Annotated in this window: 16 protein-coding genes; 9 read left to right on the forward strand and 7 right to left on the reverse strand. The window is 70.5% G+C overall.

Annotated elements, in window-relative coordinates:
* Positions 1-57 precede the first annotated feature (57 nt).
* Complete coding sequence (locus NRB56_RS23015) at positions 58-495, reverse strand: prepilin peptidase (RefSeq protein WP_153345541.1); 438 nt, start codon at positions 493-495, stop codon at positions 58-60.
* A 125-nt stretch (positions 496-620) separates the two neighbouring features.
* Between NRB56_RS23015 and NRB56_RS23020 the strand changes: the two genes are divergently transcribed.
* From NRB56_RS23020 to NRB56_RS23035, 4 genes are read left to right on the forward strand one after another with little or no spacing between them, the layout of a single operon-like run.
* On the forward strand, positions 621-1,742 hold the full coding sequence (locus NRB56_RS23020; RefSeq protein WP_153345543.1) for an aminopeptidase P family protein: 1,122 nt from the start codon (positions 621-623) through the stop codon (positions 1,740-1,742).
* A 33-nt stretch (positions 1,743-1,775) separates the two neighbouring features.
* Positions 1,776-2,339, forward strand: a complete 564-nt coding sequence (gene efp, locus NRB56_RS23025; RefSeq protein WP_319943389.1) for an elongation factor P — start codon at positions 1,776-1,778, stop codon at positions 2,337-2,339.
* Between the two features lie 4 nt (positions 2,340-2,343).
* The gene (gene nusB, locus NRB56_RS23030; RefSeq protein WP_319943390.1) at positions 2,344-2,859 is read left to right on the forward strand and encodes a transcription antitermination factor NusB; all 516 of its coding nucleotides are present in this window, start codon (positions 2,344-2,346) and stop codon (positions 2,857-2,859) included.
* Complete coding sequence (locus NRB56_RS23035; RefSeq protein WP_153345547.1) at positions 2,860-3,117, forward strand: YciI family protein; 258 nt, start codon at positions 2,860-2,862, stop codon at positions 3,115-3,117.
* Between the two features lie 38 nt (positions 3,118-3,155).
* Here NRB56_RS23035 and NRB56_RS23040 read toward each other — a convergent pair whose 3' ends face one another.
* The gene (locus NRB56_RS23040) at positions 3,156-4,139 is read right to left on the reverse strand and encodes a quinone oxidoreductase family protein (protein WP_153345549.1); all 984 of its coding nucleotides are present in this window, start codon (positions 4,137-4,139) and stop codon (positions 3,156-3,158) included.
* An 85-nt stretch (positions 4,140-4,224) separates the two neighbouring features.
* On the opposite strand from NRB56_RS23040, the gene NRB56_RS23045 reads away from it, so the two are divergent.
* The gene (locus NRB56_RS23045; RefSeq protein WP_153345551.1) at positions 4,225-4,797 is read left to right on the forward strand and encodes a TetR/AcrR family transcriptional regulator; all 573 of its coding nucleotides are present in this window, start codon (positions 4,225-4,227) and stop codon (positions 4,795-4,797) included.
* A gap of 89 nt (positions 4,798-4,886) precedes the next feature.
* On the forward strand, positions 4,887-5,543 hold the full coding sequence (locus NRB56_RS23050) for a PaaI family thioesterase (protein ID WP_153345553.1): 657 nt from the start codon (positions 4,887-4,889) through the stop codon (positions 5,541-5,543).
* Positions 5,544-5,549: 6 nt separating this feature from the next.
* Here NRB56_RS23050 and NRB56_RS23055 read toward each other — a convergent pair whose 3' ends face one another.
* Together NRB56_RS23055 and NRB56_RS23060 are read right to left on the reverse strand one after the other, a co-directional pair.
* Positions 5,550-6,785: an ArsB/NhaD family transporter gene (locus NRB56_RS23055; RefSeq protein WP_319943391.1), complete on the reverse strand. Its 1,236-nt coding sequence runs from the start codon at positions 6,783-6,785 to the stop codon at positions 5,550-5,552.
* A gap of 161 nt (positions 6,786-6,946) precedes the next feature.
* Positions 6,947-8,086, reverse strand: a complete 1,140-nt coding sequence (locus tag NRB56_RS23060; RefSeq protein WP_319943392.1) for a serpin family protein — start codon at positions 8,084-8,086, stop codon at positions 6,947-6,949.
* Between the two features lie 254 nt (positions 8,087-8,340).
* Between NRB56_RS23060 and NRB56_RS23065 the strand changes: the two genes are divergently transcribed.
* Together NRB56_RS23065 and NRB56_RS23070 are read left to right on the forward strand one after the other, a co-directional pair.
* Positions 8,341-8,889, forward strand: a complete 549-nt coding sequence (locus NRB56_RS23065) for a DUF4334 domain-containing protein (protein ID WP_319943393.1) — start codon at positions 8,341-8,343, stop codon at positions 8,887-8,889.
* 77 nt (positions 8,890-8,966) lie between these two features.
* Positions 8,967-10,202, forward strand: a complete 1,236-nt coding sequence (locus NRB56_RS23070; protein WP_153345554.1) for an FAD-dependent oxidoreductase — start codon at positions 8,967-8,969, stop codon at positions 10,200-10,202.
* A gap of 202 nt (positions 10,203-10,404) precedes the next feature.
* Here NRB56_RS23070 and NRB56_RS23075 read toward each other — a convergent pair whose 3' ends face one another.
* Entirely contained in the window at positions 10,405-11,262 is an 858-nt protein-coding gene (locus tag NRB56_RS23075; RefSeq protein ID WP_153345556.1) for an NAD(P)H-binding protein, read from the reverse strand.
* 86 nt (positions 11,263-11,348) lie between these two features.
* On the opposite strand from NRB56_RS23075, the gene NRB56_RS40215 reads away from it, so the two are divergent.
* A complete protein-coding gene (locus tag NRB56_RS40215) occupies positions 11,349-12,158 on the forward strand; it encodes a helix-turn-helix domain-containing protein (protein ID WP_153345558.1) in 810 nt (269 codons plus the stop codon).
* Between the two features lie 4 nt (positions 12,159-12,162).
* Here the strand turns inward: NRB56_RS40215 and NRB56_RS23085 are convergent, their stop codons facing one another.
* Complete coding sequence (locus NRB56_RS23085) at positions 12,163-12,555, reverse strand: hypothetical protein (RefSeq protein ID WP_319943394.1); 393 nt, start codon at positions 12,553-12,555, stop codon at positions 12,163-12,165.
* A gap of 51 nt (positions 12,556-12,606) precedes the next feature.
* Positions 12,607-13,320 (reverse strand): HD domain-containing protein, encoded by a 714-nt coding sequence (locus tag NRB56_RS23090; protein ID WP_153345562.1) that lies wholly within the window; start codon positions 13,318-13,320, stop codon positions 12,607-12,609.
* Positions 13,321-13,430: the final 110 nt, after the last annotated feature.

Below are 13,430 nucleotides of genomic sequence, written 5' to 3' on the forward strand. Positions count from 1 at the left end.
CATGACCACCGTGGATGCGGGCGGCATCGAGGCGCATCCGGCCGCCGCGTGCGCATTTCACGATGCCCACCCGAGCGCGGCCAGGGTGCACACGCACATGGCCGGGCCGTGCGGCAGCGCGCGCGGCCCGCGGGGTCTCGCGACGCCGGCCAGGGCCGTGAGCACCGGCGCTCCCAGCGCCGACCAGACCCACGCACCGGCCCCGCCCAGCGCGGCCGCGGCGCCGAGCCCGACCGCGAGCTTCACGTCGCCGGCCCCGAACGCGGCCGGAACCGCAAGGTGCACAACGAGATACGGGCCCGCCAGCAGCAGTGCGCCGACGAGGGCGGGCAGCAGGCGCCCGGTGCCCGCCGCATAACCCAGGACCGCGACCGCGCCCGCGGCGGTCAGCGGATTGGGCAGGCGCCGGGTACGCAGATCGATGACGGCGAGCAGTGCGCACCACGCGGTCAGCAGGACGCGGGCGGAGACAACGGAGACGGAGGTGGCGGACATGACTCCAGCGTGGCCGTTCCGCCTGCGGAAAAGAGGGTGCGATCGGAAAATGTGGACAACTTCGGAGATGTGAACAGCCGATCGTTGTCAATTGTTCGTGACATGACGGCGGTAGCGTGGAGTACATGTGTGCCGATCAGGGCGCCTGGCGCCCCAACTACGCCGCTCGCCGGGCCGCATTGCGCGACCTGCTGGTGGAGGCCGGGGCGGATGCCCTGCTGGTGACCGATCTGATCAACATCCGGTACCTCACCGGGTTCACGGGATCCAACGCGGCACTGCTGGTCCATTCCTGGGACGGCATCGAGGAGCGGACGATGATCTGCACCGACGGCCGCTACGCCACCCAGGTCGGTGAACAGGTTCCGGATCTGCGGGCCGAGATCGCGCGCGCCTGCGCCCGCCGCCTCGTCGAGCTGGCGGGGGAGTGGCAGGTCGGCCGGATCGGTTTCGAGAGTCACGTCGTCACCGTCGATCAGCACCGCGCTCTGCTGGAACAGGCCGGTGGCCTGCAACTGGTGCCGGCGCCCGGCCTGGTCGAGCAGTTGCGGATGGTCAAGGATCCGTACGAGGTGGGCCGGTTACGGGCGGCCTGCGCCGCCGCCGACGCGGGGCTCGCGGCCCTGCTCGACCGCGGTGGCCTGCGTCCCGGGCGTACCGAGCGGGAGGTGGCCCGTGAGCTGGAGTGGCTGATGTTCGAGCACGGCGCGGAGGCCGTGTCGTTCGAGACGATCGTCGCGGCCGGCGCCAACTCGGCCGTCCCGCATCACCGGCCCACCGATGCCGTGCTGGCCACCGGCGATTTCGTGAAGTTCGACTTCGGCGCGGTGGTGGGCGGCTACCACTCGGACATGACCCGCACGTTCGTGCTCGGCGCCGCCGCCGACTGGCAACGGGACGTGTACGCGCTGGTGTACGAGGCGCAGCGGGCGGGCCGGGAATCGCTGCGCCCGGGCGTGCCGTGCGCGGAGGTCGACAGTGCCGCCCGGACCGTCATCGAACGCGCCGGTCACGGCGATCTGTTCGTGCACGGCCTCGGTCACGGGGTGGGTCTGCAGATCCACGAAGCGCCGGGCATCGCCAAAACCGGCACGGGTACACTCCTCGGAGGCGTGGCGGTCACCGTCGAGCCAGGTGTGTATTTCCCCGGCCGCGGCGGCGTCCGGATCGAGGATACGCTCGTGGTTCGCGAGGGGGGACCCGAGCTGCTCACGCTCACCAGCAAAGATCTGACCGTCGTCGATTGACGCCGGTTGCTACGAACAGGAGACCCGAGGACAGTGGCGGACACCAGTGACTTCAAGAACGGCATCGTGCTGCGCATCGACAATCAGCTTCAGCAGATTATCGAGTTCCAGCACGTCAAGCCGGGTAAGGGTCCTGCGTTCGTGCGGACGAAGCTGAAGAACGTCATCTCCGGCAAGGTGGTCGACAAGACCTTCAACGCCGGCGTGAAGGTGGAGATCGCCAATGTCGACCGCCGCGACATGACCTACCTGTACCACGACGGTGCGGACTACATCTTCATGGATGGCGACACGTTCGACCAGATCAGCATCGGTCAGCAGACCATCGGCAAGGCCTCCGGCTTCCTCCTGGAGAACATGCAGGTCCAGGTCGCGACCAACGAGGGCGAGGTGCTGTACGTGGAGCTCCCGGTCACCGTGGAGCTCAAGGTCTCGCACACCGAGCCGGGCCTCCAGGGCGACCGTTCCAGCGCCGGCACCAAGCCGGCCACCCTGGAGACGGGCGCCGAGGTGCAGGTTCCGCTGTTCATCAACGAGGGCGACAAGCTGAAGATCGACTCGCGTGACGGCAGCTACCTCGGCCGCGTCAACGCCTGATCCGGTGACCGACCAGCCCGGGGGCGATCGGAAGTCCCCGCACAAGAAGCTCGGCGCCCGGCACAAGGCCAGGCGTCGCGCGGTGGACCTCCTGTTCGAGGCCGAGGCCCGGGACGTCGACCCCGCCGATCTGATCGAGGAGCGGGTGCGGCTGGCCGCCACGGACGACACCGTCGCGCCCGTGAATCCGTACACCCGCACGCTGGTCGAGGGCGTCGCCGACGACCTCGACCGCGTGGACGGCGCCATCGAGTCGTATCTGCAGGACTGGACGCTGCCGCGACTGCCCGCCGTCGATCGCGCCATCCTGCGGGTGGCGGTGTGGGAACTGTTCCACGCGGCCGACGTGCCGCCGGTGGTCGCCGTCGACGAGGCGGTGGAATTGGCCAAGGAGTTGTCCACGGACGACTCCCCGAGCTTCGTCAACGGTGTGCTCGGCCGGGTCGTGGAGGTGGCGCCGCAGGTGCGTGCCGCCGCGGCCGCCACTCGCGCGGTTCCGCGCCCGGACGGTGAGGTGTAGATGTACAAATACCTGGTGCTGGCACTGCGCACCCCCGACTGGACCGATGAGGTCACCGAGCCGCACCGGGACTGGCTGGACGAGGTGCGGGCCGCCGGAAATCTGGACTGCACCGGCCGTTTCACCGACGGCACCGGCGGCGCCTACGTGATCCTCGCCGACAATCTCGATGCCGCAAGGGAATTGGTCGCCACCGACCCGATCCACACCACGGGCGCCTCCGAACTCGTAGTCTTCGAGTGGGAGATCACCGGCTGAGCCGTCCGCGGCGATACCCGGCCGCGTGGCGAAATACGCTATGCGCCAGCGTGTTCCGGCCGCAGGATGACGGTCCCGGCGGTGGCTCGCTGTTCGACCAGCCGATGCGCCCGCGCGGCCTGATCCAGTGGGAGCACGGGCCCGAGCATCGGACGCAGCGCACCCGCGGCGGCCAGTTCGAGGGCTCGCGGGCGGGCCGCCGCGACCCGGCTCAGCCATGCGGGGCCGGCGCAGCCGGTGTAGGTGAGCCCCGCGACCATCAGATCCGCGGCCGTCACCGCGGCCGGGCCGCCGGACAGCTGCCCGTAGCCGAGCATGCGGCCGGTGGCGGGTGTGAGCAGGGCGAGCAGCCGGCCCGCCGGCTCGCCGCCGACGGCATCGAACACGACATCGATCGTCTTCTCGCCCAGTACTTCTCGCAGCCGATCCGGCCAGTCGGGATCGTTGTGATCGAGGACCTGGTCCGCGCCGAGTTCGCGCGCGCGATCGCCCTTGTCCGCCCCGCCCGCCGTGGCGATGACATGCGCGGCGCCGAAGCGCTTCGCGAGTTGGGTGAGGCTGCCCCCGACTCCGGCCGCGGCCGCCTGCACGAGCACGGTCTCGGTGCCGCGCAAGTTCGCCGCCTCCAGCAGCGGCAGCGCGACGGAACCGCCCATCAGTACCGCCGCGGCGGCGTCGGTATCCAGCCCGTCGGGAATGATGGTCGCGAATTCGGCTGGTACGCAAACTTTTTCGGCGTAACCGCCGAGTCCGGCGGTGGCTGCCACCACGCGCGCGCCGCGCAGGGCGGGATCGGTCCCCGGCCCGAGTCCGGTGACGACGCCCGCGGCCTGGAATCCGAACACCACGGGCATCGGCACCGGCAGCGGGAACGCTCCGGAGCGCAGCAGGGTCTCCGGGTACAGCACCGGTACCGCCGTGGTCTCGACCAGGATTTCGCCGGGGCCCGGATGCGGATCGGCGACCTCCCGCGCGACCAGAACTTCGGGTGCGCCGGGTTCGAGCATGACGACTGCTTGCATGACATCTCCATAAGTGGACTAGCGGTCAAGTTTGGCGGCCCTACGATATGGACCGTCGGTCAACATTGTCAAGAAGGGTGGTGACATGGCCGGAGAGCGGCCGAAGGAGCGCGCGGATGCCGCGCGGAACCGGCGGGCCATTCTGGATGCGACGGCGGCATTGCTTGCCGAACACGGTGCGGCCGCCGTCACGATGGACCGCGTCGCCGCGACCGCGGGTGTCGGGAAGGGGACCATCTTCCATCGCTTCGGCAGCCGTGCCGGATTGTTGCTGGAACTCGTCGGCGAGCACGCCCGCACCTTGCGTAAGGCGGTCGAGCAGGGCCCGCCACCGCTGGGACCCGGTGCGCCACCGCGGGATCGGCTGGTGGCCTTCTTCGCGGAGTTCACCGATCTCGTGACCGACAACGCCGAACTCATGCTGGCCTACCGGGCGATGCCCCCGCACGAGGACGCCGAGGAACTGCACGCCTTCTGGGACGCGCACGTCACCGATCTGTTGCGGCAGGTTCGCCCGGACCTCGACGCTCAAATGGTCGGCAGGCTGCTGATGGCGCCGCTGGGCGGGGAGTTGCTGCCGCATCTGGCCCGTTCCGGCGCGAAGGACCGCGCGCGGGCGGCCATGGTGCAACTCGTGGAGTCCGTCGTGCGTCCCTGACCGCGCAGGTCGGTGCGGGCGGGTAACAGTGCTCACAGTCCGCCACGTGGATGCGGTTATCCGGGATGCTGGGCGATAACGTCGATTTCATGACTGAGAATCCGGCCGACGCATTGCCCAGCAGGGAACACCATGAGGGTGGTTTCCGGCCGATGCCGACGGATCCGGCGAGCCCGATCGACCCCCGCGGCGGTCCCCACTTCGGGGAGTACATCGCGCAGGTACGCGGACTGATGGACCGGGTGCGGCTGTCCTGCCCCTCGGACGAGCAGGCGCTCGAGGCCATCGCCCGGCTCAAGGAACTCAATGATCTGCTGGACGGCACGGTCGTCGACGAATGGTCGCTGCCCGGCTGGGTTCGCCGCGATCTGCCGGCGAACGGAAACATCACGCTGCCGCCGTTCTTCATCGATCACGCGGACAACGACACCGTGCAGGCCCGGCTCACCTTCGACACATTCCATCTGGGAGGTAACGCCGCCGCGCACGGCGGGCACATCGCGCTGGCCTTCGACACGCTGCTCGGCACGATCGCCTCCCTCCAGGGCGCGTCACCCACGCGCACCGCGTCGCTGACCGTCGACTACCGCTCGATCACGCCGCTGAACACGGAATTGTCCGCGCGTGCCTGGACCGAGCGGCGCGACGGCCGCAAGATCTTCGTCCGCGGCACCCTGCACGACGGCGACCGCCTCTGCGCCGAGGCACACGGCCTGTTCCTGACCCTGAAGCCCGGCCAGCAGTAGACCCGGTCACCACAACAGAGCCGCGGTCGCGGCGCCGGTGGCGAGCACCGCCAGCATCGCGCCGCTGAGCAGGAAACGGCGCATCGGTACCCGCACCCCGTGCGTACGGCAGAACTCCAGGCACAGCAGGGTCGCCAGCGACGCCCACGGCGTGAGTACCGATCCGACGTTCGTGCCGATCAGAAGTGCCAGCAACTGTGTGTGATTCGCCGCCGGAATCACCGCCTCACCGGCGGTGTAAGCGGGCAGATTGTTGGCGATATTGGCCAGTCCCGCGCCGGACGCCGCCGCCCGGAAGGCGCCCGCGGTCCCCGGATCGGTGCCGATGAGATCGTGCATCAGGTGTGACAACCCGAGCCGCCCGAGGGTCGGCACCACCAGGAACAACCCGACCACGAACACCAGCAGCCGCCACGGGATCAGCGACCAGCGCAGCGCCGAGCGGTCCAGGCAGGCGAACGCCACGACCGCGATGAGCGCGGCGACGGTGGCCGCGATACCGATCCGATCGCCGACGATCGGAATCGCGGCGATGAACAGCACGCAGGCGCCGGCGGTCAGAGACAGCAGCGCTCGCTCCCGGCCGTTCGCGGGACGCACCGGTTCCGGCGGCAGATACCGGTCCGCCCCGCGCCGGCCCCGCCGCCAGTACCACAGCCACAGGCACAGCATGGTGACCCCGATCGACGCCACCTGCGGCAGCCACATCGCATGCGCGAAACCGGCGCCGTCGAGCCCGACCCGGTCGGCGGCGAGCAGATTCGTCAGATTCGACACGGGCAGCAGCAAACTCGCGGTATTCGCCAGCCAGAGCGTCGTCATCGCCAGCGGCAGCGGCGGAATGCGCGCCGGTACCGCGAGCGCCAGCATCACCGGGGTCAGCAGCACTGCGGTGGTGTCGAGATTGAGCACCGTCGTGGTCGTCGCCGCGAACAGCACGCACAACAGGAACAGCACCGGATAGTGGCCGCGTCCGATGATCGCGAGCCGATGCGCGATCACATCGAAAACCCTTGCCTGCCGGGATAATTCGGCCAGTACGATCACGCTGCCGAGAAACAGCAGCAGCGGCCCGATCCGGCGCATGTTCGCCGCCGCGTCCGCCCTGGGCAGCAGTCCCGTCGCCACGCAGAGCCCGCCGGCGACGAGCAGTCCCAGCCGGATCCCGTCCAACAGCCCGATGCGCCACCGGGATCGGGGTTCGGCAGGGGACGCGACGGGGGAGTCGAGCTGCTCGGACACTTCACCATCTTCGCAAGCCGATCCGGCACAGGTCGTTCGCGGGGTGTTCGCCGAACCACATTGGGCTGGGCCGCATGGCACTCGGCCTCCGGGCCACCCGGGCGGGCCGGCTGGTGGCTCGGACCATCGGTCGCCCGACCCGGGTTGCGACCGCCACGAGCTCAGGTCGGCGGCTGCTCGACCCATCCCGCGACCACGACGAGCCCGGTGGGGCGGTGTACTGCCAGGAAGCCGAACGGCCGGTCGAAAGCGACCGCGATCTCGACGGTGCGGCGCGGTGGGAACAGGGCTGCGGCGACGGCGAACGCGACAGCGGTGACGGCGGCGGCCTCGAACCCCTCGCGGGTGAACCGGGCCAGTGCGCTCTGGGTGGCCGAGTCGACCGCGAGCGGAGTGGCGGACACCGCGGGAAAATGGCCGCGGGTGTGGTCGGTGGCGGTGTGCAGCCCGAACAACCCGGGATCGGCGAGCAGGTCGTGAGACGAGCGGATCTCGAAGGGCGGCAACTGGATTCGCAGCGTATCCGACATGGCGCGGGTGGCCTCGACCGTCAGTCCCGGCCCGTGCGTGCCGACGGGCAGGTCGGCTCGTATCCCGACGGTGCCGTCGAGCGCGCCGAAACCGGCGCCCAGGACCTCGCCGGGCGGGCCGTCGCCGAGCAGCAGATGGACATCAAGATCGCCGTTGCCGCGCACCACCACGCGAGTGACCGGATCGGAACCGCCTAGCAGCGCGGCGTCGCCGAGTTGTTTCGAGTAGCGGGCCAGACCGGGCCCGCGATGTCCGCGCCACGGGCCCGAAACCGGCTCCAGCACATCGTCGTGGAACGGATCGGACCACGCGGTGCGAGCGACCACGGCGGTGGCGAGCAGCATCGCGGTCTCGGGGGTGAGAGTCAGCGGAAAACGGGGGATCAGGCCCGCGGTGTGCCGCGCGGCCCAGTCGTCCAGGGCCGACTGGCCGGTGAGCGGCTCGATCGTGCCCGCCGGCAGCGCGCCCGCCCACTCCGGCCGCAATTCGACATCGCGACGCACCCACAGCCCGAGCGCTCCCGCCACCGATTCGGCGGCCGACAGCGATTCGAGCAGGCGCAGCGCCCCGGCCCGCGCATCGGCGGCGGGCAATCCGGTCGCAGCGGCCAATTCGGCCCGCGCAGGCTCGTCGGCGGCGCTCGCCAGCAGTCCGAGCAGCGGCCACACGCCGCATCCCGACAGCACGAAATCGCCGGATCCGGTGGCGGCGCACCATCGGGCCGTCAGGTCGTTGGCGGCCGAGACATGCGACAGCAGGCTGGTCTGCACCCGACCAGCCTAACCGCGCGCACCGACACGGACACGCAAGCGCCGCGGCGGTCCGGGCCCTCGCCGCGGGGTGTACGGGAACGCGGCGAGGGCATCCGCCTGGGCGGTACCGGACCGCTGCCGATCCTCGTACCTCGAGCGCACTCGAGGTCAAGTGGCGCGGACCGGTCGAGCCGCCACCCGCACTGCGATAAGGTGAGACGAATTGGAGCTTTTGCTCTCAATGTCGAGCTCTCACTGCCGAGGAGGACGCGGTGCCCGGTACCGTGCGATTGCGGGAACTGCAGGAGGGCGGCTGCACGCCCGATCAGGCGTGGGAGCTGTTCGACAGCCTGCCCCCGGTGCCCGTCGCGCAGGTCGTCGGCGGCCGCTGGCGCGGCAGCGAATTGGACACAGGTCATCCCTGGGGCGGGGTGCTGGTCGATTCCGGTTGGTACGGAAAGCAATTCGACGACGCCGACAATGTGCAGCCGCTGCTGTTCGCCGGTCCGGACAAGGTGGTGTTCCCGGTCGATCCCCGCCGGGCCCCGCTCGGGCTCGCGGGCCGGATCCCGCCCGCGGCCCTGCGGCTGACCCGGGCCGCGCTGCCGTTGCTGCGGCCGGTGCTGCGCGCCCGCGCGCCCCGGGCCCGGCTGCGCGACCTCGAATTCCGCGGAAAGGTCAGCGCCGCAATGGTGTACGACCATCTGCCGATCATCGACATGTTCCGCTGGGTGGACGACGACACGCTGCTCGGCGTCATGGATCTGCGAGGTCTGCGGGAGCCGTACTTCTTCATCCTGCGCCGCGAGAACGGCGCGTGACCGCGACACGCGGTTTTCCGCCGGAGCGGCGATAGCATCGACGCGACAACCGCCGGACCCGGACGGGAGGCCGCCGAATGGAACGGACGACATGTCTCGTGGCGGGCGGCGGCCCGGCGGGCGTGGTGCTCGGCCTGCTGCTGGCCCGGGCCGGCGTCGAGGTCACCGTCCTGGAGAAGCACGCCGACTTCCTGCGCGACTTCCGCGGCGACACCGTGCATCCCACCACCCTCGACCTGCTCGACGAGCTGGGTCTCGGCGAGGAGTTCGCGAAGCTGCCCGCCCGGCGCATGACCGATATCCAGTTGCCGATCCGCGGCCGGATGGTCCGCATCGCCACGCTCGGCCGGCTCCCGGGCAGGCACAAGTACATCGCGATGGTCCCGCAATGGGATCTGCTGAACCTGCTGACCCGCGCCGCATCCGCCGAGCCGACCTTCCGGCTGCGGATGAACACCGAGGCCACCGGCCTGATCCGGTCGGGTGACCGGATCACCGGCGTGCGCTACCGCACGAAGGACGGCGCCACCGGCGAGATCCACGCCGACCTGACCGTCGCCTGCGACGGCCGCACCTCGATCCTGCGCAGGGCCGCCGGGCTAGAGCCGAAACAATGGACCACGCCGATGGACGTGTGGTGGTTCCGCTTCCCGCGCAACGAGACCGACCCCGCGGGCGCCGTGTGGATGGTCATCGCCAACCGTTTCGCCCTGCTGCTGGACCGCGGCGACTACTGGCAGTGTGCCACCGTTATCCGCAAGGGCGCCGACGCGGTACTGCGCCGGGCGCCGGTCGCCGACGTCATGCGCACCATGATCGCGGTCGTCCCCTGGCTGGCCGACCGTGCCGACGCCGTGCGCGGCTGGGACGACGTCAAACTACTCGACGTGAAGCTCGACCGGCTGCACCGCTGGCACGCCGACGGCCTGCTGTGCCTCGGCGACGCCGCCCACGCCATGTCCCCGATCGGCGGTGTCGGCATCAACCTGGCTGTCCAGGACGCCGTGGCCGCAGCCCGCCTCCTGGCTCCGAAACTGTTGTCGCACAAGATTTCCGATTCCGATCTCGCCCGCGTCCAGCGTCGCCGCATCGTCCCGACGATGGTGACCCAGAACATGCAACGCCTCGTTCACCGCTTCGGCATCGAGCCCAGCCTCTCCGGGGCACTGGACGTCTCCACGTTCGAACGAATCCCGTTGCCGCTGAAGATTTTCCGCAGCCTCCCGGTGATCCGGAGCCTGCCCGCCTACCTGGTCGCCCGCGGCATCCGCCCCGAACACGCCCCGGACTTCGCCCGCCGGCCTTCCGGCTGACCCACCCAACGCGATCCGGGCCGGTGCGAGCGTGCCGATTCGAGCCGATACAGCGCGTGTGCGGAGTCCGGATGGTTCATGAGTCCGGCCTGTCGGCGTCTGCACCGAGAGGCCGGAGTGGTCGATTTCCGTTGCCGGTGAGCGCCTTCCATGTTCCCCGGATGGGGTATCCCACCGTCGGTGGATCGCCCGGGGTCGCGGCTCAGTCGGCCGGTGCGGTGAACGCGTCGAGGTGGTCGGCGACCCATTCGGCGTAGGTGCGGGGCGGGCGGCCGAGGATCTCGCGGACGTCGTCCGTGACCGTCGCATTGCGGCCCGCGCGGATGAACGCGGTGCCCTGCTGGACGCCGTCGATGTAGCCGGACGGCATCCCGGCGGCGGACATCCGGGCACGGATCTCGGTGTCGGACAGGTCGACCACCTTCACCTCCCGGCCGAGAGCCGCGCCGAGGACCGCGGCCTGGTCGTATTCGGACAGGGCGGCGGGTCCGGTGAGGGTGTGGACCTGCCCGGCGTGCGCGTCCGAGACCAGCGCGCGCACCGCGACAGCCGCGACGTCCCGAGGGTCGATCACGCCCTGGGCACCCTCCCCGGTGCGGCTCGGCACCGGTTCGCCGCGCCGGATCTCGTCCGCCCAGGCCAGCGAGTTGGTGGCGAATGCGCTGGGGCGCAGGATGGTCCACGTCAGGCCGCTGTCCCGCAGCGCCTGTTCCCCGGTGTGATGCCAGGTTCCGATCCAGCCGAGTTCGGGGTCGCCGGTGCCGATCGCCGAGAGTTTGACGGCCCGGCGCACCCCGGCGGCACGCGCGGCCTCGACGAGGTCCGTATCGGCGTTGGCGTGCGGCCCGAACACCCCGACCAGGAAGGCGGCTTCCGCCCCCGCCATCGCCGCGGCCAGCGTGTCACGGTCGGCGTAGTCGCCTCCGACCACCTCGACCCCGTCCGGAAAAGTCGCCGTGCCCGGGTTCCGGGTCAGCGCCCGCACCCGTTCACCGCGTTCCGCCAACTGCCGGACCAGTTCGCTACCGATGGTGCCCGTAGCACCCGTCACCAGAATCATGTGAGCAGCGTGCCGTGGCGACAACCTGCGGTGATAGGAAAAATCGGCACGCCCGCGCGCGGCCGGCGGTCGCTACAGTGGATGCGGTGACCATCCGCGTCCTCGGCCCCACCCGCCCGGCCGAAACCTACGAACAGCCGGTCGACGTTCCCGCGCGGCTGCGCCCGTGGTTCGCGGCGGCCGGTCGTATCCCGGACCACGCGACGCTGCCCGACTCGTTCACCCACGCGCCGAGCGTGGCGACGACGGTGGTGCTGCGCCGCCAGGCGCCGGATCGCCGCGATGCCATGGTGATCGGTCCACGTACGCGGGCTGCCTACTACGCCGCGAAGGCCCCCGCGTCGTGCCTGCGGCTGCGGATCGCGCCGGGCGCGGTGCGTCCGCTGCTCGGCGTGCCCGCCGGAGAGATGACCGACCGCGTCGTGCCGCTGGCCGAATTCGTCGGCCCGCTCGCGGAATTCACCGAGCGGCTGCTGCACACCGAACCGGGCGCTGTCCTGACCGTGCTGGAACATGAACTGCCACCGCGTATGTCGGATGATCCGGCCGCCCGATCGCACCGCGCCGTCCTGGCCGCGGCCGCCACCGCGCTGGTCGCCGACCGGGCCGGCGTGTCGGAGGTGGCCGCCCGGCTGGCGGTGAGCGAGCGTCAGCTGCGCAATCTGTTCACGACCGGAATCGGCTTGTCGCCCAAGCACTTCGCGCGCATCGCGCGGGTCCGCCGGCTGCTGATCGGACCGGACGCCGGACCGCTGGCGCATCTGGCCGCCGACGAGGGCTACTACGATCAGTCACACATGACCGCGGACTTCCGCGCCCTCATGGGAGTACCACCGTCCTGGTTCTTCGAGGGCCGGCTACCCGCCCCCGTCCCGTGCGAGGACCGGGTGCGCTGACCGTTCAGGCTCGGCCCGCGATGTCGCGCAGCATCCGCCGCACGATCATCCGGTGCGCACCGGATCCGATGACCAGCATCCGGTAGGCGAGACCCTGCGGTCCCGGGAACGCCGCCGACGAACGGGCGGAGAGGATCGTGCCGTCCGGCCCGGCCGCGAGGCGAAAGCTCAACTCGTAGCGGGAGAACCGATGCCTGCCCGCCAGCGTGAGCCGATCGTCCGGTACGGACTCGGTCACCGCGAAACCGGGGACGGTGGCGCCGAGTTCGGGCAGGGTGCCACCGCCCGACCGAGGCCGGGCGCCGACCAGGCTCGCGAAGAACGGGTTCGTCCCCGGGCCCGTGTGAATGATCCAGTCGGACAAGGCCGCCCACACGGCCGCGGCGGAAGCCGGCACCGTGATCCGGTGTTCGTCGATGAACGGCAGTTCGGTGGTGCTCAGGTCGGCCTACTTCGTGTCGAGGATGGCGCTGAAACGTTCCTCGGCCAGCTCCAACTGGTCGCGAATATGTTGTTTGACGTGCTCGGACAGCGGTGTGTCGGCGCGGTTCACCAGATCGCGGTAGATCGGGGTCATCGGCCGGTACTTGGTGGCCAGATGATGCATCGCGGGTTCGGTGGCGTAGAGGATGCCGACCCCGTTGTCGGTGAAGTCGGACAGCTTCACCACCCGCGCCCACGGATCGCGGCCGAGACTGCTCGCGATGTGCGCGCGGTACTGGACGTGTTTGTCGACGGCGGGGTCGCGCGGCGGATTGGTGACCGAGGCGATCAGCCCGGCGACCCGGGGGCCGAACCGCTCGCTCATCTCGGCCAGTGCCGCGTCGGTCTCGGAACCCGCACGCGCACCGGCCAATTCGGGTGCGTGATCCTCCACCGCGTCGTGCAGCAGGCCCGCCACCGCGACATCGGTGTCGCGCACCTCGTAGTGGCTGATGATGCGGATCGCGACCCGGAGCAGATGGTTCACATACGGTTCGCGGCCGTACCGATCGTCGCGGTGCAGGTCGGCGGCCAACTCCAGCGCGGCCTCGACCCGATCCGGCCGCGGGAGCTTCTCCTGCTCGATCTCGAGCCGTTGCCGCAGGCCCTCCTCGCCGTGCACCTCGCTGATCGCGTGCAACGGCATCACAGCCAGAATTCCCGCCCCCGGAGTGCTCATGGCGTCAATGTACCAGTCCGATATGACATCTCCGTCGGCCGCGGGGCGGCGCCACCGCCGGCATCGCCGCAGTTCCGGTGGCACGCGCGCCGGACCGAGGAGGCCTCGCG

It is taken from the genome of Nocardia aurantia, from assembly GCF_009604425.1.
In the GTDB taxonomy this organism is placed as follows: domain Bacteria; phylum Actinomycetota; class Actinomycetes; order Mycobacteriales; family Mycobacteriaceae; genus Nocardia; species Nocardia aurantia.

What these genes read in the sequence shown, in the direction of transcription:
- NRB56_RS23070 (WP_153345554.1), top strand. Translation starts at nt 8,967, where the DNA reads ATGGAACGGACGACATGTCTCGTGGCGGGCGGCGGCCCGGCGGGCGTG.
- NRB56_RS23045 (WP_153345551.1), top strand. Translation starts at nt 4,225, where the DNA reads ATGGCCGGAGAGCGGCCGAAGGAGCGCGCGGATGCCGCGCGGAACCGG.
- NRB56_RS23075 (WP_153345556.1), bottom strand. Translation starts at nt 11,262, where the DNA reads ATGATTCTGGTGACGGGTGCTACGGGCACCATCGGTAGCGAACTGGTC.
- NRB56_RS23015 (WP_153345541.1), bottom strand. Translation starts at nt 495, where the DNA reads ATGTCCGCCACCTCCGTCTCCGTTGTCTCCGCCCGCGTCCTGCTGACC.
- NRB56_RS23090 (WP_153345562.1), bottom strand. Translation starts at nt 13,320, where the DNA reads ATGAGCACTCCGGGGGCGGGAATTCTGGCTGTGATGCCGTTGCACGCG.
- NRB56_RS23050 (WP_153345553.1), top strand. Translation starts at nt 4,887, where the DNA reads ATGACTGAGAATCCGGCCGACGCATTGCCCAGCAGGGAACACCATGAG.
- NRB56_RS23020 (WP_153345543.1), top strand. Translation starts at nt 621, where the DNA reads ATGTGTGCCGATCAGGGCGCCTGGCGCCCCAACTACGCCGCTCGCCGG.
- NRB56_RS23035 (WP_153345547.1), top strand. Translation starts at nt 2,860, where the DNA reads ATGTACAAATACCTGGTGCTGGCACTGCGCACCCCCGACTGGACCGAT.
- NRB56_RS23040 (WP_153345549.1), bottom strand. Translation starts at nt 4,139, where the DNA reads ATGCAAGCAGTCGTCATGCTCGAACCCGGCGCACCCGAAGTTCTGGTC.